This window comes from Allochromatium warmingii, from assembly GCF_900107145.1.
In the GTDB taxonomy this organism is placed as follows: Bacteria; Pseudomonadota; Gammaproteobacteria; order Chromatiales; family Chromatiaceae; genus Thermochromatium; species Thermochromatium warmingii.
This window is the reverse complement of the sequence record NZ_FNOW01000007.1, coordinates 1-26,729: the sequence shown is the minus strand read 5'-3', so window position 1 is coordinate 26,729 and position 26,729 is coordinate 1. Positions and strand designations below refer to the sequence as shown.

Below are 26,729 nucleotides of genomic sequence, written 5' to 3'. Positions count from 1 at the left end.
AAATACTTAAAAAGACTTCGTGTCCTTTGCGCCTGTGCGGTTACATAAAACAATTCAAACACGGAACTATTCCACAGCCCGCAATGGCAACAGCACCGCCTGCATCGCCTGCGGAATCACCGAGACATCCCCCCGCGCCAGCTCGCGTCCCTGATCGAGCACCAGCACCTGATCGACCCAATCTAACCCCGCCGGACGATGCGTAATCAACAGCACCGTGCGCCCGACCATCAGCGCGTCAAGCGCCTGCATCAGATCGCGCTCAGTAGCTGCATCCAGCCCTTCGGTCGGCTCGTCGAGCAGCAGAATCGGCGCATCCTTGAGCAGCGCCCGCGCCACCGCGATCCGCCGCCCCTGACCGCCCGACAGCCGCACGCCGGTTTCACCGACCCAGGTGTCATAGCCCTCGGGCAGCGTGGCAATGAAATCGTGAATCTGCGCCACGCGACACGCCGACTCAATCGCGTCCTGACTGGCTTCAGGATTGGCCAGCAGCAGATTCTCGCGGATGGTGGCATCGAACAGATGCGTGTGTTGACTGACAACAGCGATGTGACGGCGCAGCGCGTCGCCGTGAAAATCCAGAATCTCATGCCCGCCGATGCGGATACTGCCCGCATCTGCCGCCCAAAATCGTAGCAGCAGATTAAACAGCGTGCTTTTGCCGGAGCCGGTCGCACCGATCACCGCCGCCCGCGTACCCTGCGGAACCTGTAGCGTGATATTGGTGAGTGCCGGACGTGCGGCATCGGGATAGCTGAAGCTGACAGCCGTGAACGCGATGTCAAACCGCTCCGGTTGCGGTGAAGGCGTACTTGGCTCGGCGACTGCCGGTTCGGTATCGACAATCGCAAACAGCCGCTGGGCAGCGGCCAGCGTGCGCCCGAGCATCTGGAAGGCTTGCGGCAGCGGCGCGACCGCCTCGAAGCTGGCAAGCATGAACAGCGCCAACATCGCCAATTGCGGTGGCAGCAGCCGTCCGCTCTCAACCAGCGGAATCGCAATCCACAGCAACACCCACAGGCTCAAACCAGCGCAGAGTCCAACCGCCGCTTGCGTCAGTCCGTGATCGCTCGACAGGCGTGCTTGATCGGCAATCAAACGGCGGCTCAGACCGTCGATATGCTGGGCGTGGCGCTCGGCTGCGCCATAGAGCGTCAGTTCGGCCAGCCCCTGCACACCGTCGATCACCGCCGAGCGCAACGCGGCCTCGTCCTCAGCAATGCGCTGTCCGGGTTGTCGTCCACGCGCTTGCGACCAAATCGGCAGCGCCACCCCAGCCAGCACCCAAAAAGTCAGACCTGACAGCGCCAGTAGCGGGTGATAGATCAACAGGAAAATCGTAAACAGCAGCAGGCTGACATTGGCCACCACCACCGGCACCAGCACTCGCACATAGAGAGTATCGAGCGCGTCGATGTCAGCGCGGATACGGCTCAACAGATCGCCGCTGTGATAGTGCTGTAATCGCGCCGGAGCGAGCGGTTCGAGATGCTGATAAAACCAAACACGCAGACTGGCAATCAGCCGAAAGGTCGCCTCGTGGTTGACGAGCCGTTCGCTGTAGCGGCCAGCGGTGCGTAGCATGGCACTGGCGCGAATCATGGCCGCCGGCGTGAAATAATTCATCGCCACGCCCGCTGCACCGGCTGCTGCCATCGCGGTCAGGAACCAACCAGCAGCGGCCATCAGCATGACATTAGCCAGCAAGGTCAGAATCGCTGCCAGCGTGCCGACTAGCATCCAAGCACGATAGGGCTGAAAAAGTTGCCATAAACGGCGCAGTTCGTTCATGCCGATTGACTCCGATGCTGACGCTGGCCGTGCGCCGCGATCATTCTTGCATAGCGTCCGTCGGCAGCCAGTAGCGCATCATGGGTGCCCTGCTCGACAATCCGCCCGCCGTCGAGCACGAGGATTTGATCGGCACGGCGCACGGTGTTGAGACGATGCGCGATAACTAACAGCGTGCGGTCGCGGGCCAGCTCGTCGATGCCTTCCTGAACCAGCCGCTCGCTCTCCGGGTCGAGATTGGCGGTTGCCTCATCGAGCACCACCAACGGCGCATCACGCAAAAAAGCTCGCGCTAACGCAATCCGCTGAATCTGCCCGCCCGACAGCCCCGCGCCACGCTCACCGACCGGACTGTCATAACCCAGCGGCAGCGCGTCGATGAACTCCGCCGCCCGCGCCCGCCGCGCCGCCTCGCGCACCGCGTCAAGTTCGGCATCTGGTCGCCCGAGCCGGATGTTATCGGCCAGTGTGCCCTGAAACAGACGCGGCGACTGCGGCACCCACGCCAGCTGTCGCCGCCAATCGGCCAGATCGAGGTCAGCTAATGCCTGTTCGCCAATCACAATCCGTCCGCCGCTCGGCACCAAAAACCCCAGCAACAGATTGACAACAGTTGTTTTGCCCGCGCCACTGGTGCCGACGAGCGCAATGCGTTGCCCGGGCGGAATCGCAAAACTCAGGTCAGTGAGCGCCTCGCGCCTCGGCTCATAACTAAAACACACGGCCTCAAACCGCACCCCAAGCGGACGAGTCACCGCCAGCGGCTGGGTGCCAAGATTGATCTGGGTCGGCGCGGTATCGAGCACCTGCATCAACTGTTCAGCCGCTGCGACTGCGCCCAATCGCGCATGATATTGGGTGCCGAGATTGCGTAAGGGTGCGTAAAACTCGGGCGCGAGCATCAGCACAAATAAGCCCTGTAAATAGGTCACATCGGGAATCACAATCCAAGTCGGCATCGGCACCGCCAGCCCGTAGAGCCGAAAGCCAATAAACACCGCGACAAGCGCAATCCCGACAGTGGCGAAAAATTCCAGCACCGCTGAAGATAAAAACGCCACTCGCAATACCTGCATCGTACTGTGGCGATACGCATCGGAAACCTGCGCAATAATCGCCACCTCGCGCCGACTGGCCCCAAATAGCTTGAGCGTGGTTAATCCCTGAATCACATCGAGAAAATGCGCACTCATGCGCGTCAACTGCGTCCATTGGCGCTGATTGCGTGCCTCCGCGCCTGAGCCAATCAAGATCATAAACAGTGGAATCAGCGGCGCAGTGACTAACAGCACCAGCCCGGCGAGCCAATCCATCGGCAAGACCGCCGCGAGAATCGCCAATGGCAGAATCATCACCAGCGTCATCGCCGGTAAAAACCGTGCGTAATAGCCCTCAAGATCGTCGATACCCTTCGTCAGCGTCTCGACGAGCGCCCCGCTACGCTGACCGGCGAGATAACTCGGGCCGAGCCGTTGCAGATGCCGCTGTACCTGATCGCGCAAGGTCGCCCGCACCTGCGCGGCAGCGTGAAACGCCGAGCGTTCGGCCAACCAGACACTCAGCGCCCGCATGCCAAATAATCCCAATAACCCCCACAACCAGGGCTGCACCGCGCTCAAACCCGCGTGTTTGAAGATCACCGCATCGAGGATCACCGCCAGCGCCCACGCCTGCATGATCGCGAACACGCCGTTTGCAGTGTTAAACCACACAGCACGCAGCAGCGCCGCTCCCGCGAGCGGACGGTGTGATTTCAGCCAAGCATTGACAGACATGCGCTATTCCTAATGCCGAATTCAGTGAGCCTGGATCACGAACGGTTAAAACCGTTACAAGCTGGACGCTGACCGCTGGCGGCTGAAAGCTGATACCGCACATGCAGCGCCCTCACCTGCGGTTCTAATTGCGCCAGCGAGCCGCTGTTATCAATCACATCATCCGCCCGTGCATTGCATGCTTGACGTGGAATCTGACTGGCGATGATGCGCCGCACTTCAATTTCTGTCAGACCACTGCGCTGCATCACCCGCGCTATCTGAATAGATTCCGGCACATCGACCACCAGCACTCGATCCGCGTGGCGCTCCTGTCCGGTCTCAAATAACAGCGGAATCACCAGCACGGCATAAACCGTCTGCAAGGCAGCAAGCTGCTCCAGCATGATTGCTTCGATACGTGGATGGAGAATTGCTTCTAATTGAGCGCGTGCGCCTGAATCCGCAAACACCCTGTCGCGCAAGCGGGCGCGGTCGAGTGTGCCATCAGCACAGCGCAGCGCCGCCCCGAAGGTCTCAATAATCGGCTCGAGCGCCGCGCCATTCGGGGCCGTCAGCGTCCGCGCAATCACATCAGTGTCGATCACGCCCGCCCCCAGTGCCGCAAGCCGATCCGCGACCGTCGTTTTGCCGCTGCCGATACCGCCAGTCAGCGCCACCACCAGCCCGACGCCGCTCACGTCAGGCCACTCAGACGCAGATAAGCACCGTTGATGACCTCGCCCCAGAGCAGGCTAATCCAGCCCGCCGCCGCCAGATACGGGCCAAAAGGCAGCGGTTTCCCAGCGGTATGCCGCCCCGTCAACAGCAGCGCGACACCAACCAGCGCCCCAACTAGCGCCGAGAGCATAATAATCTGCGGCAGCGCCGCCCAACCGAGCCAAGCGCCGAGCAGGGCTAAGAGCTTAAAATCGCCATAGCCCATGCCTTCTTTGCCGGTCGCTAATCGAAATAATTGAAACACTGTCCACAGACTTAAATAGCCCGCAACTGCGCCGATGATGGCGCTCTGACTCGCAATAAATACTTCAAAAAGACTGAAGACCAATCCCAACCATAAAACCGGCAGCGTTAAACTATCGGGTAATAATTGGGTATCGAAATCAATCAACGCCAGCGCAATCAATACCCAAGTCAAAATCAGCGCCGCTGCTGCTTGGGCAGTCAGGCCAAAATGCAGCACCACGATTAAACTCAAGACTGCCGTCAAGCCCTCAATGATCGGATAGCGCAGACTAATGCGGGTATGACAGGCAGAACAGCGTCCGCGTAATAAGAGATAACTCAGAATTGGAATATTTTCATACGCTCGAATCCGATGTCCGCACTGCGGACAGGTTGAAGGCGGATGCGATAAACTCAGCGGTTTTTCTAATGCGTCGGCGGTATTCGATGTCGTAATGACATCTGCATTTTGTTCGGTATTCGCATTGAGCAATTCAGTGCAATCGCGCCGCCAACTCGCTTCCATCATGCGCGGCAAGCGTGCTATCACAACATTGAGAAAGCTCCCGATTAACAAGCCCAATAGCACAGTGCTGCTATACAGCAGCCAGAGATGCTGCGCAAATAATTCGCGCCAAGTTGAGAGCACGTCCATCATTTAAACAACCGACGCCAATTTGAAGATCGGCAGATACATCGCCACAATCAAACTGCCCACCAAACCGCCGATGACTACCATAATCATCGGCTCCAGCAGACTGCTCAACGCATCAACCGCGTTATCGACCTGTTCTTCATAAAAATCGGCAACTTTCGCCAGCATATGATCGAGTGCGCCTGATTCTTCACCAATAGCAGTCATCTGAATCACAATATGCGGAAATAATTCACGCTGGCGCATGGCTAATTGTAAGGATTGACCTGTTGCAATATCTTCGCGCATTTTCAATACGGCATCTTGATACACGATATTGCCGGTAGCACCAGATACGGATAACAGCGCCTCGACCAATGGCACACCAGCAGCAAACATGGTCGAAAGCGTCCGCGCAAAGCGGGCAATCGCCGCTTTATTCAAAATCGGGCCAATGATTGCGATTTTGAGACTCGCACGATCAATCATTTCACGAAATGCCCGTGAACGTTTAAAGGTTTGACCAAAAATATACGACACAGCTCCGAGTCCGGCGAGTAACGCCCACCACCATTCACGGATCATATCTGATAACCCAATGACCATTAACGTAAAGGCTGGTAGATCAGCACCAAAACTCGTAAACAAATCTTTAAATTGTGGAATGACAAACAATAAAATTACGACTGTAACGACAATCGCAACGACAATAACCGCTGCTGGATAAAACAAGGCTTTTTTAATTTTCCCTTTGATTGACTCGGTTTTTTCTTTGTAGGTTGCAATTTTATCGAGCAGTGCATCTAGCACACCCGCTTGTTCACCAGCGGCCACTAAACTGCACACTAAATCATCGAAATAGAGTGGATGTTTAGCCATTGCAACTGACATTGCCGTTCCGCTTTCGATGTCCTGCTTAATCGCAAGAATTATATCTTGCATTGCCGGGTTTTCATGTCCACGCCCAACAATATCGAATGCCTGTACTAAGGGCACGCCAGCGGCCATCATCGTTGCCAATTGTCGCGTGAAAATCGACAAATCTTGGCTAGTAATTTTCTTTTTACCGCTACCCAATAACGGCTTGGGTTTAGCTTTGATTTTATTGACATTAACACCTTGCCGACGCAAATCGGCACGCACCACATTCGGATTCAATGCGCGTAATTCACCTTTGAGCTTTGAACCGCGCCGATCCGTGCCTTCCCAGAGAAAGACTTTCGATTCGTCCGTTTTCGGTTGCGATTTAGACGCCGGCTTGAGCTTGGTGTTTGCGGCAAGTGCCATGCGCATATGCTCCGTAAATAATTATTCGGTTGTAACGCGATTGATTTCTTCCAGACTGGTAATTCCAGCCTTGACCTTACGTAATCCAGAAGCGCGTAGATCGGCGATTCCTTCGCGGCGTGCTTGATCGGCAAGCTGTATTGCATTGCCGCCTTCAAGAATTAAGCGCGTGGTTTCTTCGGAAATCGGCATGACCTGAAATAAACCAATGCGCCCGCGATAGCCTTTATTACATTTATCACAGCCAACCGGCCCATAAATAGTTAAACCAGCGTCAATCTCTGCCTCACTAAAACCCGCTGTTAACAGCGCCGGATGTGGCAAATTCAGCACGGTTCGGCAATGAACGCATAGCTTACGCGCTAAACGCTGCGCCATAATTAATAGCACCGAAGAGGCGATATTAAACGGCGGCACGCCCATATTAGCTAATCGGGTTAGGGTTTGCGGTGCGTCATTGGTGTGCAATGTTGACAGCACTAAATGTCCCGTCTGCGCAGCTTTTACAGCAATTTCGGCGGTTTCTAAATCACGGATCTCACCGACCATGAGAATATCTGGATCTTGACGCAAAAAAGCACGGAGCGCAGCAGCAAAGGTTAAGCCGCTTTTTGGATTTAGATTGACCTGATTGATGCCGGCCACCTGAATTTCGACCGGATCTTCGACAGTAGAAATATTGATTTCTGGATCGTTGAGAATATTCAGCGCGGTATAGAGTGAAACGGTTTTACCGGAACCAGTTGGCCCAGTGACCAAAATCATGCCATAGGGCTTTTTAATTGCATTGAGAAACGCATCACGTTGTTCCGGTTCAAAGCCAAGCGCATCAATGCCAACTTGCGCCGAACTGGAATCCAAAATTCGCAATACAATCTTTTCGCCATAAATCGTCGGCAGGGTATTGACACGAAAATCAATATCACGATTACGGCTGAGTTTGAGTTTAATGCGCCCGTCCTGGGGTACGCGCCGCTCGGCAATATTCATGCGTGACATGACTTTAAGACGCGATGTCAGCCGACTGGCCATATTGAGCGGTGGATTAGCAACTTCGCGCAATAAGCCATCTTGACGAAAGCGAATACGAAAGTATTTTTCAAATGGCTCAAAGTGAATATCCGAAGCGCCAGCGGTAATCGCATCGACCAGAATTTTATTGACATAGCGGACAATCGGCGCTTCATCTACAGCAGCGTCGAGATTTTCCGTGTCTTCGCTTTCGGTATTTTCAATTTCGAGTTTTTCTAAATCAGCATCGCCGAAATCGCTAATACTACTGGTATCTTGCGCATGACCGGATTTTTGAATCGCTTGGCTGAGTTTCTGTTCATCGACCAGAATCGGATCCGTTGCGAGACCGGTATTAAAGCGGATTTCTTCGAGTGCTTGATCATTGGTGGGATCAGAGACGGCTAAAAAGAGCCGATTACCGCGCCGCATTAAGGGCAGGGCGCGATGTTTATTGATGAGCCGCTCATCGACGAGCGTGAGCGGCAGGGTGTCGGTCTCGAATGCGTCTAAATCAAGCAGGGGAACGCCAAATGCTTGCGAGGCAAGAATTGCGAGCTGGCGGCTATCGAGGATTTTTTCCTCGACGAGATGTTGCACAAAGGTACGTCCTTTATTGCGTGCTTCCTGATAAGCTGCCTGCATTTGCGTTTCAGAGATTAATTGCTCTCTGACTAATTGCCAAGCTAATCCCGATGGTTTATATGCGGCTGGTTCCTTTGACATCGGCGACCCCTTCTGGCTGACAGCGGCTGATGATTAGCGATTGACCGAGAAAGCTAATCTCACATTATTGGCAACTAGGCCGTTGTCTTTTTGCTCGCTTTCGTTGACATAAAATTCGAGGATGGTTTCGCGGTTCATCAACAAATCTTCGGTCACTTCATCGGCGACTTCATTGGCGTGACAGAAGATGCTGATATAGGGCGAATCTGGTTCGCGTGGATCCGTGACCCAGAGATTCGGCGAGATGTTATTCATCACGCGCAAAAAGCCGTAGCCTTTTTCAGGGAACCATTTGGTGCAGACCCCACGCACGCAGGAATTAGGTTTGCCCCATTCATTGCGTGGTTCGTAATAAATCGGGAGCAATTCAGGAATAATAAAGCCCGAATAAAACGCATCAACCCGCTGCTGTAACAAGCGCGAGACGTTTTTAAAGCCGATCAATTCAACGCGGCAGCCAGTATTTTGCAAGGCTTCGACAACTTGCAGAAAATCGCCGTCACCCGTAACCAGTAATACCTGATCGAGCCGATTCGCTTGCAGCATGGCATCAACCGCCATGTCGAGATCGGCATTGGCTTTGGTGGTCACATTGCCGTTTTCATCGGTATAGCGGCGGACGGTTTTGGCGGTGATTTTCCAGCCAAAATCACGCACCATTTGCTGATAGGCGTGGGCCTTCTTTTTGTATTCGTAATCTTCGCGGGCACGCTCGGCATCAAAAGCCATGTAGGTATTGAGGCGTTGCAAAACACCGCCTTCACGGGCGGCAAAGCGGCGCAGAATGTCGTAACGCATCTGATAACCGCCGTTGTAACGCACATTTTCGGCGTCAACGAAGACTCCAACTCGAAAATTAGCAGACAAGATAAACCTCGTGAGATGAAACGTTCAAACGGTTTGGTAAATAGATGAACACATGCGTGTTATTGATGCAGACCGTTTGAAACCAGTTATAAAAACAATCAAGTTCAATCCCTGTGGGTCAACTGACCGAGTCCTTGTTCAAGACGAGTAGCGCGGCCCGGCGCACCAGGCCGCGAGCGTCTTACTGGATGGCGCGGTTGGCGATCAGATCGTCTACCACGGTTGGGTCGGCGAGGGTGGAGGTGTCGCCGAGCGAGTCGATCTCATTGGCGGCGATCTTGCGCAAAATGCGGCGCATGATTTTGCCTGAGCGCGTTTTGGGCAGTCCGGGTGCCCATTGAATGATGTCTACAATGGCAATCGGGCCGATTTCGCCGCGTACCAGTGACACCAATTCCTTTTTCAGTTCGTCAGTCGGCTCCACGCCGGCCATTGGGGTGACATAGGCATAAATGCCCTGGCCCTTGAGATCGTGCGGATAGCCGACGACGGCGGCCTCGGCGACATGCGGATGCAGCACCAGCGCCGATTCGATTTCTGCTGTGCCGAGCCGATGCCCGGAGACGTTGAGCACGTCGTCGATGCGGCCGGTGATCCAATAGTAGCCGTCGGCGTCGCGGCGTGCGCCGTCGCCGGTGAAATAGTAGCCCGGATATTGCTTGAAGTAGGTGTCGATATAGCGTTGATGATCGCCGTAAACAGTGCGCATCTGGCCCGGCCAGGGTTTGCAGATGACCAACGCGCCTTCGCCCTCGCCTTGCAGCGGTACGCCGGTCGAGGGATCGACCAGCTCTGGCACCACGCCGAAGAATGGGCGCGTAGCCGAGCCGGGCTTGAGCGCGGTGGCACCCGGCAGCGGGGTAATCAAGTGACCGCCGGTTTCGGTCTGCCACCAGGTATCCACGATGGGGCAACGCTCATCGCCGACCACGCGGTAATACCATTCCCAAGCTTCGGGGTTGATCGGCTCGCCGACTGAACCGAGCACGCGCAGCGATTGGCGCGAGGTCTTTTTGACCGGCTCTTCACCGGCACGCATCAGCGAGCGGATCGCAGTGGGCGCGGTGTAGAAGATCGAAACCTGATGTTTATCAATCACATCCCAAAACCGCGACATATCGGGATAGTTCGGGATGCCCTCGAACATCAGCGTGGTCGCGCCGTTGGTCAACGGGCCATAGATGATATAGGTGTGCCCCGTGACCCAGCCCACGTCGGCTGTACACCAATAGACCTCGCCGTCTTGATAATCGAACACATATTTATGTGTCATCGCCGCATAGACGAGATAGCCGCCGGTGGTATGCAATGCGCCCTTTGGCTTGCCGGTCGAGCCGGAGGTATAGAGGATGAACAGCGGATCTTCAGCGTCCATCTCGACTGGAGCGCAGTCGGGCGCGGCGGCATCTAAGGCTTCGTGATACCAGACATCGCGGCCCTCGACCCACTCGACGTTACCCCCAGTGCGGCGCACCACGAGCATGGTCGAGACATTCGGGCATTCGCGCAGGGCAATATCAGCGTTCTTTTTCAGCGGAACATGCCGCCCACCGCGCACGCTTTCATCGGAGGTGATGACCAGCTTGCATTCGGAATCGAGCACGCGGTCGCGCAGCGAGTCGGGCGAAAAACCGCCGAACACAATCGAATGCACCGCGCCGATGCGGGTACAGGCAAGCATGGCGACAGCGGCTTCGGGGATCATCGGCAAGTAAATGCAGACGCGGTCGCCTTTATTGACGCCGTAGGTGGTGAGCACATTGGCGAGGCGGCAGACTTCGGCGTGTAGCTCGCGGTAGGTGAGCTTGCGATCTTCGTTCGGGTTATCGCCTTCCCAGATGATGGCGACTTGATCGCCACGGGTGGCGAGATGACGGTCGAGGCAGTTGTAAGAGACGTTGAGTTGACCGCCGTCAAACCATTTGATATGCAGATCGTCGGCGTGGTAGCTGTAATCGAGAACCGTATTCCATTTTTTGCTCCAAGTGACGAAGGTTTCAGCCTGTTCAGCCCAAAAACCCGCCGGATCATCGAGGGAACGCTGATACATGGCCGCGTACTGCTCGGCGTTGACGTGCGCGTTAGCGGCGATGGCCGCTGGAACAGGATAGAGCTTTTCTTCAGACATGAATCGGATCTCCTCGATCTCTTCGATGATGTGTTGCCTGCTTCGATCAGGGGGATCGAAACAGACTAATAGTAAACCGGCGACTCCGTGCCGATCTAGCAAAGTCGCGCCGAGTGGGTGCGTTTAGCTTAAAAATTCTGAAAGATTGAGCCGCTTGCCGTCATCGCGATAGGCGGCTTGGGCTAAAAACAGCTCGGCAGCGGCCAGCGCATCGCTCAGGGCATTATGCGCACTGTGGCGCGGCAGATTGTAGCGGGTCGTGAGGGCATGTAAGCGTAAATCGCCGGATTTGAACGGAATTTGTCGTCGCTCGAAGGTGCGATGAGCGAGCGTTTGGGTATCGACGATGCGCAGCGGCAGACCGCGACCCCAGCAGCGTTTACAGGCATTGGATAAAAACCCCTGCTCAATGCTGGCGTGGTGGGCAATCAGGACGCGCCCGCTGAGAGCGGCGAGGGTGTCGCCGAGCACCGCGATGAGTTCGCGGCCGGTGGCGGCTTGGTCGTCGGTGATCTGATGAATCACGGCACTGGCTTCGGGAATGGAGCGGTCGATGCGCACCAGATGATGCCGCGCAGTTGAGAGGTCAATTTCTGGGCCGTGAAGTGCGACATAGCCAACGCTGAGAATCAGGTCGTGGTGGTGATCGAGGCCGGTGGTTTCGAGGTCGAGGGCGAGATAGTCAACGTCTCGATAATTGGTGCTCGGATGCGGCAGGGGTTGGGCGAGATAGTCGCGCAGCGGGCCGGGTGGGGCGCGGTGATGATGCCAGCGGCGGGGCCAGTCGGTGAGTAGCATGGGGTGGGGGCTAGTTCAATTTTGTTTTCTGGTCACGAGTCTGGAGCTTCGTCACGAGAGAAGCAGGGTCAGTTAATCAATAGCGAAACCAGCTTCGGCTGGAGCATATCGTTAAATGATTGTCCGGTTAATTAAATTTCTCAGAACTAAATTGAACCTGACCTCTTTAATTTGACCACTTTAATTCGCTGAGGTGGTGCGACGAACGCCGCTTTATAATTTTCATCACAAAGCGGCGTTTTTTGAGCAATCGCCAACTGCCGTCAATCAAATAACTTTCACAGTTGCGGACGTGGTGTGCTGACTGTCTCAACTGGCAATTGCGGATACTGAATTTGCGGTGCAACGCCGGTCAGTGATTTGAGAAATTCGGCAATCTTGCCTGCGTCCGCATCGCTGAGAGCTAAACCCAATTGCGCCGTGCCCATCACGCCGACCGCCTGTTTCAAATCCCACACCTGCCCCGAATGAAAATAGGGGGCGGTCACTGCGACATTGCGTAGCGGTGCGGCGCGGAAAACATATTCATCAGATGCCGAATGCGTGACTTCAAAACGGCCTTTATCTTCAGGTGGCAGAATATCTGCGCCCGGACGTTTAATGAGACCGAAGGGAAAGTAATTCTGTCCGCCAACATTGACGCCACTATGACAGGCAGTGCAGCCGCGATCAACAAATAGCGCCAGCCCTTCTTTTTGCTCGGCGGTTATTGCAGTATCGACACCCTGCATAAAATGATCGAAGGGCGCATTTGGGGTGAGCAATTTGACTTCAAAGGCTTCAATTGCTTTAACAACATTTTCAAAGTTAATCGGATCGGCTTCGTCGGGAAAGGCCGCGCTAAACCAGGTTGCATATTCCGGCATACTTTTCAGTGTTGCCACAACATGATCCGGTTTATTAGCCATTTCAACACCGGCTTGAATTGGCCCCTTCGCCTGCTCTTTGAGATCGGCAGCGCGACCATCCCAGAATTGCGCCCGATTAAAGACTGAATTATAGACCGTCGGCGCATTACGCGGCCCTTGTTGCCAGCCATGCCCAACTGAGGTTGACATATTATCATCGCCACCCATGCCGACATTGTGGCAGGTATTGCAGCTAATCAATCCGCTGACTGATAACCGTGGCTCAAAAAAGAGCGCCTTGCCGAGCTGCACTTTTTCAAGCGTCACGGGATTATCAATTGGATCCGGTGCGCTTTCTGGTAATGGCGCGAGTCCAGCGCGGGCGGCTTTATCGCGCAAGGCTTGATCGTCGGCCAGCGCACTGCCTGAAATCAATAGCGCCAGTGAAATACACGCTGTCAATTTTGAGTGTTTCATAAAATCAATGGATTCCTTGTTTGTGGTTTAACTTGCGCAAAATTCAGGGACGTTGCGAACCCAAACTGCCGATTGAGATCGGGCCGGGTTCGAGCGCGTCGGTTAATTCAGCGATTTCCAGCAGTCGGTGCGGATTAAGCGCGCGCACCAGCGTGCCATCCATGTGAATAATACCGCGCTCACTGAGCGATTTGATGACACGCGAAAAGGTTTCCGGCTGTACCGATAGCCGCGAGGCTAACACGCCTTTGCGCACATCCAGTTCGAGCGTATCGGCTCCGGCTGGCAGGCGCGAGGCCAGATAGCGGGCGACGCGGCTGGTTGCAGTGTGAAGGGTGAGATCGTCGATTTCGCCGATGAGACCGCGCAACCGCTGGCTCAGGGCACCGAGCAACATAAAACAGGTATCCACAGATTCGCGCAACATCGCGGCAAAATCGGTGGCATCAATAGCGAGCAATTCAGAATCGGCGAGCGCAGCGGCGCAGACTGGATAGCGCGGAGCGTTGAGAAACATTAGCGCCTCGGCGAAAGTCTGGCCTGGACTGACAATCTCGATGACCTTTTCGGCGCCCTCAGGCGAGAGCCGAAATAAGCGCATCTGACCGTTGAGGAGCAAATAAAAGCGCGTGGCGGCATCCCCTTGACTGAATAGCAGTTGTTCTGCCGTCAAGCTGACACGACTGGCACGCCGTGCGATACGCTGGAGTTGTACCGACTCCAGACGCGCAAGCAACGGCGCACGGCGTAGTTCGTCGATCATCAGTGTTGCGCGAGCACCTCGTTGTTGAGAGCGGGGAGGGATAGCGTGCCGCATCTAGCGCGCTTCGTTCTTTGTCAACAGGAAGAACTTAACGACCTGCTCGGACAGATCCTGACAAGCTCAGAACAGAGGATAGCGCATTTTGGAATATGATTACACGGTATCAAGCAGGTAGTATTCATCATTTAATTGGACATTCTTACCATGTACGAACAGGTTTCACACGCCCTGCTCAACGACATTCTCGACGATCTCAGCCATCAGGTCGTGCGCGAGGATTTGCGCCATTTTTACACGCGATTGGGCGCGAACTTTTATGCTATTCACTCGCTGTTCGCGCATCTCTACGGCCATCGCGAGGATTTTAAAGAACGCCTCACCGAACTGACCGAGCGGCTGGCGCGGGCTTATATCGCCCGTCCTGAACCCCTGCGCCAGCTCGATATGACCCGCGAGGAAAACCACACCTGGTTTTTAAGTCAAGACTGGGTTGGCATGGCGCTGTATCTCGACGGCTTTGCCGGTGATCTCGCGGGACTGATGCAGCGGCTGCCCTATCTGCAAGAACTCGGCGTCAATTTGGTGCATGTGATGCCGATTCTGCGCTGTCCGCTTGGAGCCAGCGACGGCGGCTATGCCGTGAGCGATTTTCGCAACATCGATCCCCGCGCTGGCACGGTTGCCGACATCCGCGCCCTCAGCGAGGCGATGCGGGCACGCGGGATGCTGCTGACACTGGATGTGGTGGTTAATCACACCTCAAATGAACACGACTGGGCGCAACGGGCGCGGAGCGGAGACAAAAGCTATCAGGATTTTTATTACGTGTTTCCGAATCGCGATGTGCCCGATATGTTCGAGGAAACATTACCAGAGATTTTCCCCGAAACCGCGCCGGGTAATTTCACTTGGGATGCGGAAATGGGCCGCTGGGTGATGACGGTTTTTAACAGCTATCAATGGGATCTGAATTATTCTAATCCGGCTGTTTTTATTGAAATGCTGGATATTGTGCTCTTTTGGGCCAATCAAGGGGCAGATATTTTGCGACTTGATGCGGTGGCGTTTTTATGGAAAAAGATCGGCACTACATCGCAAAATGAACGGGAGGCGCATCTGATTTTGCAAATGATGAAAGATTGCTGTCAGGTCGTCGCTCCGGGCACCTTATTTATTGCTGAAGCTATTGTTGCGCCATCGGAGATTATTAAATATTTTGGTGAAGATGCGGTGATCGCTAAAGAATGCGAGATTGCCTATAACGCGACCTTTATGGCACTGCTCTGGGATGCGGTGGCGACAAAAAATGCCAAGCTACTGAGTCAAGGGATTAAAAGCCTGCCGGTTAAGCTCGACCGTGCGACTTGGCTTAATTATGCCCGCTGCCATGATGATATCGGATTGGGATTTGATGATGCGGATATTCGCGCCTGTGACTATGACCCGCACGCGCATCGCCGCTTTTTAGTGGACTGGTTTACCGGCACATTTGATGGCTCGCCAGCGCGTGGGCGACCATTTGGAGTGAATCACAAAACGGGTGATGCGCGGATTGCTGGAGCTTTAGCATCGCTGGCGGGGCTGGAAGCGGCGCTCGAATCCGGTGAGCAGAACGCGATAGATCAAGCTATTGCATTGATTTTAACTCTGCACGGCATGATTTTAGCGTTTGGCGGGATTCCATTGATTTGGTATGGCGATGAAATCGGCACGCTCAATGATCGTTCTTTTCTGGATGATGTGAATAAAGCCAGTGATGCGCGGTGGATTCATCGTCCGCGCATTGACTGGAATCGGGCTGAACGTCGCCGCGAATTGGGAACCGTTGAACAGCGGATTTTTGATGGACTCAAGCGCCTGATTGCGGTGCGCAAGAATATTCCGGCTTTTGCTGATTTTAATAATCGTGAATTGATTGATGCCGCCAATCCGCATATTTTTGCGTTTTTGCGCACCCATCCGAGTTTGCCGGGGAGTTCGGTGCTGGTTGCAGCGAATTTTGATGCCGCCCCGCAATATCTTGATCTGGATGCACCAGCATATCGCGGATTATTCCGCAGTGGTCAAATTCAAGATTTAGTCACGGGCGATGCGCCAGCGGTGCTAAATAGGCGCGTTGTGATTCCACCGTATCATTTTTATTGGCTTGCCGACCAGCGGGCGCGGTCATTACTTTAGTCTGCTTGGTCTGTTTGAGCATGAGTGAAACGCAATGCACAGTTTAACGCACAGTTGCTGCGGTGGAATTAGGAACAAGTTGTATGTCGAATGACGTTGAATATTTAACGCGCACGCTTGGTGATACAAGCGGGCGCATACAACTGATTGGCCGCCAAGCGATTGCCGCTGTCAGCACGCATCTGGTCGCGCAGGCGCGACGCGAGGTGTTGATTCAAGATCCGGTGCTTGATGCGACGATATACGCGCAGGAGCCATTTGTGCAGGCGATCAAGCGGCTGGCGCTCGAACGTCCGAGCTACTGTGTACGGGTGTTAATCAGCGATCCACGCACCGCGCTTCAGCGCGGACATCGGCTGATTGAGTTAGCGCGGCGGTTGACCTCGCGTATTGCGATTCAGCGCGTGGCCGATGATGAACCAGATCAGCTTGAAGCGATGCTGATTGTCGATGCGACTGGCTATATGCGGCGGCGGTTGGTCGAGCGGCTGGAAGCGGTGGCCGATTATGATGATTCGGTGCTGGCGCGGCGCTGGCGGTTGGAATTCGAGCAGCGGTGGGAACGGAGCGTGGCGGATGTGGAATTGCGGCAGTTTGTGATTTGAGGCGAGGGGGTCATGCGTTGCTGAAAGACCAGCAACGCACGACTTGAACCGAGCGGACTGTATTATTTCGGTGCAGAGAGCGGAGCCATGTGCAGCATCCAAGCGGGCATTGGGCGCTGAACCGGAGCGGCAGGTTTGGCGACCGCTTCAACAGCGACCGGAGCCGGAGCGGTTTCAGCGGCAACAGGAGCAGCTTCTTCAACAGCCGGAGCGGTTTCAGCGGCAACAGGTGCAGCTTCTTCAACAGCCGGAGCAGTTTCAGCAGCAACAGGTGCAGCTTCTTCAGCAGCCGGAGCGGTTTCAGCAGCGACTGGTGCAGCTTCTTCAACAGCCGGAGCGGTTTCAGCAGCGACTGGTGCAGCTTCTTCAGCAGCCGGAGCGGTTTCAGCGGCAACAGGTGCAGCTTCTTCAACAGCCGGAGCGGTTTCAGCGGCAACAGGTGCAGCAGCTTCTTCAACAGCAGGCGCGGTTTCAGCGACTGGAGCAACAGCTTCCGCGTTTTCCGCGTTTTCAGCGGCAACTGGCGCAACCTCAGCGACCGGAGCTGGAGCTGGCGGCGTCACCAACGTCACATTACCAATCGGAACGACATTGGCTTCGATCTGCGCCAGCGGCAGCGGCGGAGCATCGCCATAGAGCGCATCGGTGGACACCACATAAAAAGTTCCAGCGGCGACGGCGATACTCAAACCGCGCACGATCAATTGACTGGTATCGCTTGCGCCCAACATCGCCCGCAATTGTGCAAGGCCGGGTAATTCTTCGCTCATGTGACTTGTCCTCTCGGTGTGAGTAATCGACTAGATCGGTTCAGAAACGGCTCGGCACAACTAGGCTGCCCGAACAACGCCGTTGATTCAAGATAACAATTGCCGTGACCGGAACACCAGCGCATCCGGGGCGCGACACACTATCGGCTAATCTGCCACTTCAATGCTCAGGATTGATGGACTCTCAGGACGTTTGCTGTCCGGCTGGGGTATATTTTCCAGATTATAACGCGGTTATTGCAACCGACGATCACCCGTTCCACGCCCGCTTTGACTGATCCAGACTGTGACGGCACGGCTGAATCACCCCTCGCGCACGATCTTACAGACAAGACATGACTGGAGTAGCACAACGATGACCGACTACGTCCGCTGGCTCAGCGACCTCGGGATGGACGATGTTCCCGTCGTCGGAGGCAAGAACGCCTCTCTCGGCGAGATGATCCAGAACCTGACCCATCTTGGCGTAAGCGTGCCGGGCGGCTTTGCCACCACCGCTGACGCTTACCGCGAGTTTTTGGCCAAAGATGGACTCGATGAGCAGATTCAGTCCGTGCTGGATGCACTGGACGTAGAAGATGTCAGCGCCCTCGCGGAAGCTGGCCCGCGCATTCGCGGCTGGGTGATGGCGCAGCCGTTTCCGGCCGAACTCGATGCCGCGATCAACGACGCCTACGCCAAACTGACCGCTGACGCTGGAACCGATGAAGTTTCGTGGGCGGTGCGCTCCTCAGCGACGGCAGAAGATTTGCCGGATGCGTCCTTTGCGGGTCAACAAGAAACCTTCTTAAACGTCCACGGGCTTGACAACATCAAGCATCGGATCAAAGAAGTCTTTGCCTCACTGTTCAACGATCGCGCGATCTCCTACCGCGTGCATCAGGGCTTTGAGCATCGCCACGTCGCGCTATCGGCGGGCATTCAGCGGATGGTGCGCAGTGATCTAGCCGCTTCGGGCGTGATGTTCACGCTCGATACCGAATCCGGTTTCCGTGACGCTGTATTCATCACCGCCAGCTATGGTCTGGGCGAAATGGTGGTACAGGGCGCGGTCAATCCCGATGAATTTTATGTCCACAAGCCGACCTTAACGGCCGGGCGTCCGGCGATTCTGCGGCGCACGGTCGGCGATAAAGCCATTCGCATGGTCTACAGCGACCCAGACCATGATGCGCATGTCAAAACCGAGCCAGTGCCCGAAGACCTGCGCCCGCGCTTCAGCATCACCGATGCCGAGGTGCAAGAACTGGCCAAACAAGCGATTCTGATTGAACAGCATTATGGCCGCCCGATGGACATTGAATGGGCAAAAGACGGCACCGACGGCAAGCTCTACATCGTCCAAGCACGTCCTGAAACCGTGCAAAGTCGCACCGGCAATGTCATCGAGCGTTATCTGCTCAAAGGCAAGGGGCCGGTGCTCACGACCGGACGCAGCATCGGCAACCGCATCGGCGCGGGGGCGGCGCGGATCGTCGAAAGCATCGCCGATATGCACAAAGTTCAGCCCGGCGATGTGCTGATTACCGATATGACCGATCCCGATTGGGAGCCGGTGATGAAGCGTGCGGCGGCGATTGTCACCAATCGCGGTGGGCGCACCTGTTTTGCGGGCGATACAAAACTGTTGACCAACAAGGGCTTTATGTCCTTCGCGGAAGTCTATGCCCAGGGTCACGAAGGCTTGAGCGTGCCGGCGCTCGACCGCACGACGCTCAAAGTTGAGTGGAAGCCGGTCGAGGCGGTGATGAAAAAACAGGCGCAGACCATCCGCGTTGAGGTCTCGCAAACCGGACGGATGCAGGGCAATACGCTGACGCTGACGCCCGATCATAAGATGCTCAATCTCGCCGACGGCGCACTCGTCGATAGCGAAATGCAGCAGATGCTGGCCAATGACGACGCGGTGCTCTTAGCCCAGCAGTTACCGGCACTCGCCAGCTCGACCGGCAAGGAACGCTCGCTGGCCTATCTGCTCGGCGGTCTGATGAGCGATGGGCAGATTCATCTGACCCGCACGCATGGCGAAGTCGCGTTTATCCAAAAACCGACCGAACTCAAGCAACAGTTCATCGAGCGCATGAATGAGGCGCTAGTTGAGAATTACGGCAAACGCTTCAGCGTCTCGACCAAAGCCGTGTCAACGGGCGTGATTCGTGGCGCACAGGTCATCGGTCAGGCCAATGCCTATCGCTGTTATTCCAAAGCGATTGCTGAGGATCTGAGCCGCGAACAGGACACCATTGTCACCACGCTGCTGAAATCTGACCGCGAACTGGCCGCGCATTTTCTCGCTGGTCTGATTGACGGCGACGGCTGTTTTAACAACGGGCGCGTGAATCTGTATGTGTCCGATACCGAAACGCTGCAAGCCGTGATCGTCGCCTGTCTGCGTCTCGGCACCGTGCCCCAGGTCACACGCAACCGCCATATTCATAACGTGCAGATTGTCGAGCAACTCGATCTGATCGGCCGCTATACCCAGCGCGTTGCCTGTCGTGATACCCGTCAAGTCGGCAGCCGCTTCTTTAATGCGCGACAACTGTTTGCGCCCAACGTCAATTCCGACATCAACAATCGCGTCCGCAAAGGCTATCTGGTCACCGAACAGGCAATCCGCGCCGCACTACCGAAGCTAGAAACCGCACACGCCCAGCGGTTAGAAACCCTGCTTGATTCCGATCTGCGTCAGGCGCGGGTGCGGCTGGTCGAGGACGGCGGTGAACAGGCGGTCTATAACATCACGGTCGCCGATCATCACAACTACATCGTGTTCACCGAGCGTTATACGCCGGTCATGGTCAACAACTGCCATGCCGCGATTATCGCCCGTGAACTCGGCGTTCCGGCGGTCGTCGGCTGCAACAACGCGACCGAGGTGGTGCAGGAAGGTCAGCCGGTCACGGTGAGCTGTGCCGAAGGCGATACTGGCTTTATCTATGATGGCAAGCTGGATTTTGACTACAAAACCGTCGAACTCTCGGCCATGCCGGAGATTCCGGTCAAAATCATGATGAACGTCGGCAATCCCGACCGCGCCTTTGCCTTCTCCGCTACCCCAAATGCGGGTGTTGGTCTGGCGCGGCTGGAGTTCATCATCAACAACATGATCGGCATTCATCCTAAAGCTCTGCTCGAATTCGACCAGTTGCCGGCGGATCTTAAGGCGCAGATCGCCCCGCGCATCGCCGCCTATGCCAGCCCACGCGAGTTCTATGTCGCCAAGCTTGCCGAGGGCATCGCCACGCTCGCCGCTGCGTTCGCGCCGAATACTGTCATCGTGCGCATGTCGGATTTTAAGTCGAACGAATACGCCAATTTGATCGGCGGCCCGCGCTACGAGCCGGAAGAAGAGAACCCGATGATCGGCTTCCGGGGCGCGGGACGTTATGTGGCCGAAAACTTCCGCGACTGCTTCGAGATGGAATGCGAGGCGCTCAAGTGCGTGCGCAATGACATGGGGCTGACCAATGTCGAGATTATGATTCCGTTCGTGCGCACCTTAGGTCAGGCGCAAGCCGTGACCGAAGCACTGGCGGCGCAGGGGCTAGAGCGCGGCAAGGATGGACTGCGGCTGATTATGATGTGCGAGCTGCCGTCGAATGCGGTGCTGGCTGAGGAGTTTTTAGAATACTTCGACGGCTTCTCAATCGGCTCGAATGATATGACTCAGCTCACGCTTGGTCTGGATCGTGATTCGAGTCTGGTCGCCGAGCATTTCGATGAGCGCGATCCGGCCGTTAAAAAGATGCTGTCAATGGCGATTCGTGCCAGCCGTGCTCAGGGTAAATACGTCGGTATTTGCGGTCAGGGGCCGTCGGATCATAAGGATTTTGCCGATTGGTTACTCAAGCAAGGGATTAGTAGTATTTCGCTCAATCCCGATACGGTAATTGATACTTGGCTTTATTTAGCTGAACAGGCTAAAACGCTTTAAGCTAAGACGATTGATTCCGTAACATAAAAAATCCCCCATTTGGGGGATTTTTTGTTGGTGGGTAGAGTGATAAGCGATGTAGGTTGGATGACCGCTTGCGCTGAGTCTTGGGTTGCCAAAAGTGGCAACCCTTACCCTGCTGTTCAGTCTGCAAGGCGCACTGCTTGACCCGCAGCTGGTCACTCACCTGATCGAGTAAACGAGGCTTTTGCTCGGAAACCGAAATGCCGTCTCAAATCAGAGTCACGCCAGATGGTTGAACGTAGATCATTGATAAAGTGAAGCCAGAATAAAATTTGACAATGCCTAGCCAGAATGATAAAATTTTATTACCTTATATTTTAGGTAGATATGTCGTTAGACATCGTGAAATGAAAAATCGAGGTTAGTATAAATGGAACACAGTTTTTTAATTATTATTATAGAAGTAACAATTCTAATTTCAGGATTTGTCGGATTATGGTTTTACAAAAACCAATTTGCTTTAAAAAATAAAAAGAATTCTGAATTTTATTCAGATTATTTAAATTCAAAAAAATGGGAAGATTTAAGAAGAAAAGCATTAGAGCGTTCTGATTATAAGTGTGAATTTTGTAGCTCACCTTATAAAGCAGTTCATCATGTTAGGTATCCCAAAAAATATAAAGAAGACCATCTTGATAATTTGTTAGTAGTATGCGATAAGTGTCATGCAAAACTTCATGGCATTCGTGATGAAAAAATGATAGAGAAAAACGAGAAAATAGTAGTTAATGAAAGCGAAAATTTATACTCAGAAGAAGTTAAAACTGGAAGCCATATATACTATTTTCATGTAAGGTATTTTGCTGAGCAAAAAAAGTGTCTCCGCATCATAGAGTCAGGAAAAAGAGGAGAGCGACAAGTTGAGGTAACAGAAGATGACTTAGAAAAATTTGCTCAAAACATAACTGAAGGACTTGCACTCCTCAATAATAAAGGATACGTACAGTTTGAAGAAAAGATACTAGCAAACAACTGTACTTATTTTTTTGAAATAAAATCTGCGATCAACGAAAGTAAGTATCTTAAAATTACAGAATCAAGAAGGAAAGATAATTCAGTCTTTGAAAAAGATCATGTCATAGTTTTTGAAGACGAAGGAAAATTATTTTTAATTGGTTTCCGAAATACGATAAATTTTGTAAAAGGTTAGCAAGATAGGATGGGTAGAACGGCCACGCGATAAGCTTGACGGTTGCTCTAATGTTTGTTAGCCGTGAAACCCATCATTCACCGCAGCAGATGTGAAATGATGGGTTTCGCTTTGCTTTTTGCGATCGGCGGGATGCGTGATGTTAGCGGACAAAGGAGAACGAAATGGGCGAATGGTCAGAATATTTCGAAGATTTTCCAGAAGAGAATCCAGCCAATTGGGCAAACGTTCAGTTTATTCATTCAAATTCGGAGGAAGCTATAACCATAGCACACGCAAAAAAGTTGCAAAATCTATTGAAAAATAGAGTGGCAACTGAGCAAACCAAACTCGATGCTGAAATTTGTCAAATTATCCAAAAGCACAGCAAAAGGTAACCTGCTATGAATTTTACAGTAACAGTTGATCGCGACGAAGATGGAATTTGGATAACGGAGTGTCCTTCAATCCCAGGTTGCATTAGTCAAGGTGCAACAAAGAATGAAGCATTAATTAACATAAAAGAAGCTATTGAATTATGCTTAGAAGTTCGAGCGGAAAAAGGGTTTCCCTTAACTATTGAAACAAGGCAGATCGAGGTTGCCGCCTGATGCCTCCTTTGCCAGTATTGAGCGGAAGGGAGGTCGTTCAAATATTTGAACGATTTGGGTGGAAAGTTGCCCGTCAAAACGGAAGCCATATCATTTTGATAAAGGACAATAGCATTACTACGCTATCGGTTCCAGATCATAAGGAGATAGCAAAAGGAACTCTCAGAAGCCTAATAAAAGCTTCCGGCCTCACTGTTTCCGAATTCAACGAAAGATGCTAACAAGTGAATAAACGGCGACCCAAAAACCGCGTCTAGCTCTGTGCCAGCATTAAACCATTAAACATTAAACGACATTAAACGGGTGACATTAAACCATTAAACGCATTAAACGGGTCAGGTTCGGTTTGATTTTCAAGACCGAATCTAATTCATTAAACCATCTAACACGGTGCTCCAGCCGAAGCCAGTTTCGCTCTCGCTCAACCGGCTCGGCTAATCGCGGCGTTCGTCGAATGAAATGCGTCCACATACTCGGCAACACGTTCGACCGAAAACCAGTAAACGAGGCTTTTGCTCGGAAACCGAAACGCCGTCTAAAACCGGAGTCACGCCAGAGGGTTGAACGTAGATCGTTGATAAAGTGAAGCTAAAAGAAAAATTTGACGGCGTTCGGCTAGAGTGGTAAAAGCTTTACACCTTATATTTGAGGTGTAATCAAGCAGAATTTAACCTCATTTTTGAGGTCGAAATGTCGTTAGGGCTCCATCCATATCGAGCAAAGGAATATTAATGAAGAGTAGGCAAGAAGTTGTATCAGGGGTTAAAGAATGGGGGAAATGGTGGATTGGGCAGCGACGAAAAAAGCTTGAAGACCAATTAAGTGAGACGATGTCTATCAATCCTTTCATGATGCCATTTCTCTTTGACTACCATGATTTGAAGAGCTTTGAAGATCTTGCTGATTTAGTAATTGCAAGCCATTTAATGACTGGGCATAACACTGGATTTGGCAAGCTGATAGACGAAAAAATACTCCCCAATGTATTTGGTGCTCAAAAATTAGACGCCAATTTTAGAAGATCAACACCACCATTTAACGAATCCTGTTTTGATGAAATTGACCATGTCATTACCCGTGAGGATGGTAAAAAAGAACTGCTCTCGTTAAAGGCTGGAAAGTGGACTATTCAATTAACAATGGCCGTCCAGCTCAACGTCGCTTTTAATGAAATTAGACATAGGCACCCAGGCGTTGCCGACAATATAGCTGTTGGCGTTTTCTATGGTACTAAAGATGGGCTAACAGATAAATACGATATTCTTCGAGGTGTAAATCGTGGTGCAAACCATGACGTTGTCGATTTAACAGAGCACGTACATGTTTATGCTGGGAGAGAATTTTGGACTTGGTTAAGTGGAGGAGCCAACGATACACAGGAGTGGGTCTTAGAGGGCATTAAACAAGCCTTGGACGAAGAAAAAATACATGAAACAGCTTCCGCGCTTCTTGATCTATTTAAAGCTAGTGTAGTTGAGAAGTACGAAAATGATGTCCGGGTTGACGGAAAGCTCGATTGGAACAAACTATTAAAAAAAATAAATGGTTAGGATTAATTAATAGGCGGAGCAAGCTCCGCCTATTTTTCAAGTTAGATTAGCTCAAGCTGTTTTTCTACGGCTTCACTATCGTAATAGCATTTGTCGCCAGCAAAAGATTCGCCGTCTTTCCAGAATGTTCTCGTTCTAACATGCGGCCTTAAGTGCGTAATTGTGTGACCGCATTTTGGATCTTTAGCTTTGCCTTCGCTGTTTATTTTATCCAAAAGTTTTAAGATAACTTCACCAGCTATTTTACCAAGCCTAGTTGGAACAGCATTGCCGACTTGTCTAAATTTAGCTGTTGTTGTGCCCTGAAATTCCCATTCACGGGGAAACTCTTGAATAGCTGCTGCTTCACCAATACTAATGGCTCTTAATTCCTTTGGGTGACACATGCTGGTACCAGCATGATTTGGCATAGTAACAACCGTAGGGCTTGGGAACGCATATGAAAGCTTTCTCCAATATGCGCTTCGACCACCTTTCAAGTACCAGCTTTTACCCATTGATTCCTTTTGAATATCAACTGGAAGGCTTCGCCAGTTTCCACCTTCGGGTACCATAGATAAGTATTTAAGCTTTCGAGGGCTAAAATTCATAACCTCAGGGCAGTTATCTACAAAGCCATGTTCTGGGGAAATAGCTTGGCCAAGCGTTTTGAATGGAGGTAATTTATCCTCTGGTCGATTGCTGAATCTTGGTTCTGGGAAGTCTGCAGAATAACCAAATCTATTTCCTATCAAAAGAACTCGTTCTCTAATTTGAGGTGCTCCGTAATTAACTGAATTAACAACGAAACAGTCTACGTGATAACCGAGCTTGTTAAATTCGTCAAAGATTTTTTGAAGCAAAGAGCCTTTTTCAAAAAATTCTCTTGGAATTTTAGGGTCTTCTAGCAGCTCCTTTTTATTTGGAGCAATAGACATCGAGAGTAGCCCTCGGACGTTTTCCATAAAGAATGTTGCGGGTTTAGCTTCTTCGACTACTCTCAAGAATTCAAAAACTAACTGCCCTCTGGCATCTTCAATGCCTAATCGATTTCCAAATACGCTAAAAGCTTGGCAAGGTGGTCCACCAGCTACCAATGGAACTAGAGAACTCCCAAATTTTGCAGCTTTTTTCAGTTGACTGCCCGTTACATCCTCGATTGAACAATCAAATACAGGAAGGTTTGGGCGGTTGTGTTTGATAGTGCGCACAGCCTCTTTATCATTCTCAACGCACACGCCAGTTTCGAAACCAGCCATTTCAAGACCTAAATCAAGTCCCATAGCCCCACTAAATAACGAAATATACTTCATGCTTTTGCCACCTCCATGTGAGCAATATGATAAGTTGAAATACCATGACCTCTCAGCCAGTCATTCAGGGTATCCAGTGATGCCCACTCTCTGTCTGACCCACGTGAGGACGTGAGTGAAGATATGTTTCCATTGGATAGGGTAATCTGGACTATCCAAACAGGCTTCCCTGCTTCTAAAGACTTGCCTTTGGATGGTTTGGTTTCTTGAGCAGTTATATTGGAGATTATCCCTTGAGACAAAAGTTCCAAAAATGAATCCAGTTTCATTGTTTTTGTTTCTCAATATTATATATGTTGCGTTCCATTATCTATTATAATGATGCTTTCATCAAGCCTTAGCTGTTCCGTCCCGTGGGATTATATTCCGAAAAGGAGCTATCCTTTGTTCCAAGCCCGCGAGGCACTGCGCACACTCAGTGATGAGCTGAAGACGACCAAGCGGCGACTGCCGACGACACTATCACCGACTTAAGGGAACATCTAATCATGAATCTGAACCTACATCGCAACGCCCGCACCACACCCGCGATTCGTCAGGAGCTACGCGAGTCCACGAAGTCAGAGCGCGAACTGGCACG

The 26,729-nt window shown here is 52.6% G+C and carries 22 protein-coding genes; 8 read left to right on the top strand and 14 right to left on the bottom strand.

Translation table 11 applies throughout. The features are described 5' to 3' along the window. Positions 1 to 66 precede the first annotated feature (66 nt). From cydC to BLW10_RS03295, 11 genes are all read right to left on the bottom strand, one after another. Positions 67 to 1,794: a thiol reductant ABC exporter subunit CydC gene (cydC, locus tag BLW10_RS03345; protein ID WP_091332383.1), complete on the bottom strand. Its 1,728-nt coding sequence runs from the start codon at positions 1,792 to 1,794 to the stop codon at positions 67 to 69. Then, positions 1,791 to 3,569, bottom strand: a complete 1,779-nt coding sequence (gene cydD / locus BLW10_RS03340) for a thiol reductant ABC exporter subunit CydD (RefSeq protein ID WP_091332382.1) — start codon at positions 3,567 to 3,569, stop codon at positions 1,791 to 1,793. The genes cydC and cydD overlap by 4 nt, the downstream gene beginning before the upstream one ends. Before the next feature lie 35 nt (positions 3,570 to 3,604). Further along, entirely contained in the window at positions 3,605 to 4,249 is a 645-nt protein-coding gene (gene coaE / locus BLW10_RS03335) for a dephospho-CoA kinase (RefSeq protein WP_091332381.1), read from the bottom strand. Further along, positions 4,246 to 5,172, bottom strand: a complete 927-nt coding sequence (locus tag BLW10_RS03330; protein ID WP_245709066.1) for a prepilin peptidase — start codon at positions 5,170 to 5,172, stop codon at positions 4,246 to 4,248. The genes coaE and BLW10_RS03330 overlap by 4 nt, the downstream gene beginning before the upstream one ends. Next, positions 5,173 to 6,435, bottom strand: coding sequence for a type II secretion system F family protein (locus BLW10_RS03325; protein ID WP_091332444.1), 1,263 nt, complete (start codon positions 6,433 to 6,435; stop codon positions 5,173 to 5,175). Positions 6,436 to 6,456: 21 nt separating this feature from the next. Then, positions 6,457 to 8,172 (bottom strand): type IV-A pilus assembly ATPase PilB, encoded by a 1,716-nt coding sequence (gene pilB, locus BLW10_RS03320; protein ID WP_091332380.1) that lies wholly within the window; start codon positions 8,170 to 8,172, stop codon positions 6,457 to 6,459. A 33-nt stretch (positions 8,173 to 8,205) separates the two neighbouring features. After that, positions 8,206 to 9,039: a LabA-like NYN domain-containing protein gene (locus BLW10_RS03315; RefSeq protein ID WP_091332379.1), complete on the bottom strand. Its 834-nt coding sequence runs from the start codon at positions 9,037 to 9,039 to the stop codon at positions 8,206 to 8,208. 181 nt (positions 9,040 to 9,220) lie between these two features. Then, on the bottom strand, positions 9,221 to 11,167 hold the full coding sequence (gene acs / locus BLW10_RS03310; protein WP_091332378.1) for an acetate--CoA ligase: 1,947 nt from the start codon (positions 11,165 to 11,167) through the stop codon (positions 9,221 to 9,223). 123 nt (positions 11,168 to 11,290) lie between these two features. Beyond that, positions 11,291 to 11,965: an exonuclease domain-containing protein gene (locus BLW10_RS03305; RefSeq protein ID WP_091332377.1), complete on the bottom strand. Its 675-nt coding sequence runs from the start codon at positions 11,963 to 11,965 to the stop codon at positions 11,291 to 11,293. Between the two features lie 278 nt (positions 11,966 to 12,243). After that, positions 12,244 to 13,290: a cytochrome-c peroxidase gene (locus BLW10_RS03300; RefSeq protein WP_091332376.1), complete on the bottom strand. Its 1,047-nt coding sequence runs from the start codon at positions 13,288 to 13,290 to the stop codon at positions 12,244 to 12,246. Between the two features lie 43 nt (positions 13,291 to 13,333). Continuing rightward, positions 13,334 to 14,053, bottom strand: coding sequence for a Crp/Fnr family transcriptional regulator (locus BLW10_RS03295; protein ID WP_091332375.1), 720 nt, complete (start codon positions 14,051 to 14,053; stop codon positions 13,334 to 13,336). Between the two features lie 204 nt (positions 14,054 to 14,257). Between BLW10_RS03295 and BLW10_RS03290 the strand changes: the two genes are divergently transcribed. Together BLW10_RS03290 and BLW10_RS03285 are read left to right on the top strand one after the other, a co-directional pair. Then, positions 14,258 to 16,231 (top strand): alpha-amylase family glycosyl hydrolase, encoded by a 1,974-nt coding sequence (locus BLW10_RS03290; protein WP_091332374.1) that lies wholly within the window; start codon positions 14,258 to 14,260, stop codon positions 16,229 to 16,231. Between the two features lie 83 nt (positions 16,232 to 16,314). Next, positions 16,315 to 16,836 carry a DUF7931 domain-containing protein gene (locus BLW10_RS03285; RefSeq protein ID WP_091332373.1) on the top strand — a complete coding sequence of 174 codons (522 nt, stop codon included), beginning with the start codon at positions 16,315 to 16,317 and terminating at the stop codon, positions 16,834 to 16,836. Between the two features lie 62 nt (positions 16,837 to 16,898). Here BLW10_RS03285 and BLW10_RS03280 read toward each other — a convergent pair whose 3' ends face one another. Then, positions 16,899 to 17,606 carry a hypothetical protein gene (locus BLW10_RS03280; RefSeq protein WP_091332372.1) on the bottom strand — a complete coding sequence of 236 codons (708 nt, stop codon included), beginning with the start codon at positions 17,604 to 17,606 and terminating at the stop codon, positions 16,899 to 16,901. Between the two features lie 355 nt (positions 17,607 to 17,961). Between BLW10_RS03280 and ppsA the strand changes: the two genes are divergently transcribed. The 6 genes from ppsA (at position 17,962) to BLW10_RS03250 (ending at position 24,857) form a co-directional block, all read left to right on the top strand. Further along, positions 17,962 to 21,543, top strand: coding sequence for a phosphoenolpyruvate synthase (gene ppsA / locus BLW10_RS03275; RefSeq protein WP_091332371.1), 3,582 nt, complete (start codon positions 17,962 to 17,964; stop codon positions 21,541 to 21,543). A 394-nt stretch (positions 21,544 to 21,937) separates the two neighbouring features. After that, a complete protein-coding gene (locus BLW10_RS13675) occupies positions 21,938 to 22,717 on the top strand; it encodes an HNH endonuclease (protein ID WP_143116995.1) in 780 nt (259 codons plus the stop codon). A 164-nt stretch (positions 22,718 to 22,881) separates the two neighbouring features. Then, the gene (locus BLW10_RS03265; protein ID WP_091332369.1) at positions 22,882 to 23,094 is read left to right on the top strand and encodes a hypothetical protein; all 213 of its coding nucleotides are present in this window, start codon (positions 22,882 to 22,884) and stop codon (positions 23,092 to 23,094) included. Between the two features lie 6 nt (positions 23,095 to 23,100). Continuing rightward, complete coding sequence (locus tag BLW10_RS03260; protein ID WP_091332367.1) at positions 23,101 to 23,307, top strand: type II toxin-antitoxin system HicB family antitoxin; 207 nt, start codon at positions 23,101 to 23,103, stop codon at positions 23,305 to 23,307. Continuing rightward, entirely contained in the window at positions 23,307 to 23,528 is a 222-nt protein-coding gene (locus tag BLW10_RS03255; protein ID WP_218139685.1) for a type II toxin-antitoxin system HicA family toxin, read from the top strand. Before BLW10_RS03260 ends, BLW10_RS03255 begins: the two co-directional genes overlap by 1 nt. A gap of 510 nt (positions 23,529 to 24,038) precedes the next feature. After that, positions 24,039 to 24,857 (top strand): PDDEXK family nuclease, encoded by an 819-nt coding sequence (locus BLW10_RS03250; RefSeq protein ID WP_218139684.1) that lies wholly within the window; start codon positions 24,039 to 24,041, stop codon positions 24,855 to 24,857. Between the two features lie 41 nt (positions 24,858 to 24,898). Here the strand turns inward: BLW10_RS03250 and BLW10_RS03245 are convergent, their stop codons facing one another. Together BLW10_RS03245 and BLW10_RS13670 are read right to left on the bottom strand one after the other, a co-directional pair. Then, complete coding sequence (locus BLW10_RS03245; RefSeq protein WP_091332362.1) at positions 24,899 to 26,149, bottom strand: DNA cytosine methyltransferase; 1,251 nt, start codon at positions 26,147 to 26,149, stop codon at positions 24,899 to 24,901. Beyond that, on the bottom strand, positions 26,146 to 26,418 hold the full coding sequence (locus tag BLW10_RS13670; protein ID WP_143116994.1) for a hypothetical protein: 273 nt from the start codon (positions 26,416 to 26,418) through the stop codon (positions 26,146 to 26,148). The genes BLW10_RS03245 and BLW10_RS13670 overlap by 4 nt, the downstream gene beginning before the upstream one ends. Between the last annotated feature and the right edge of the window lie 311 nt (positions 26,419 to 26,729).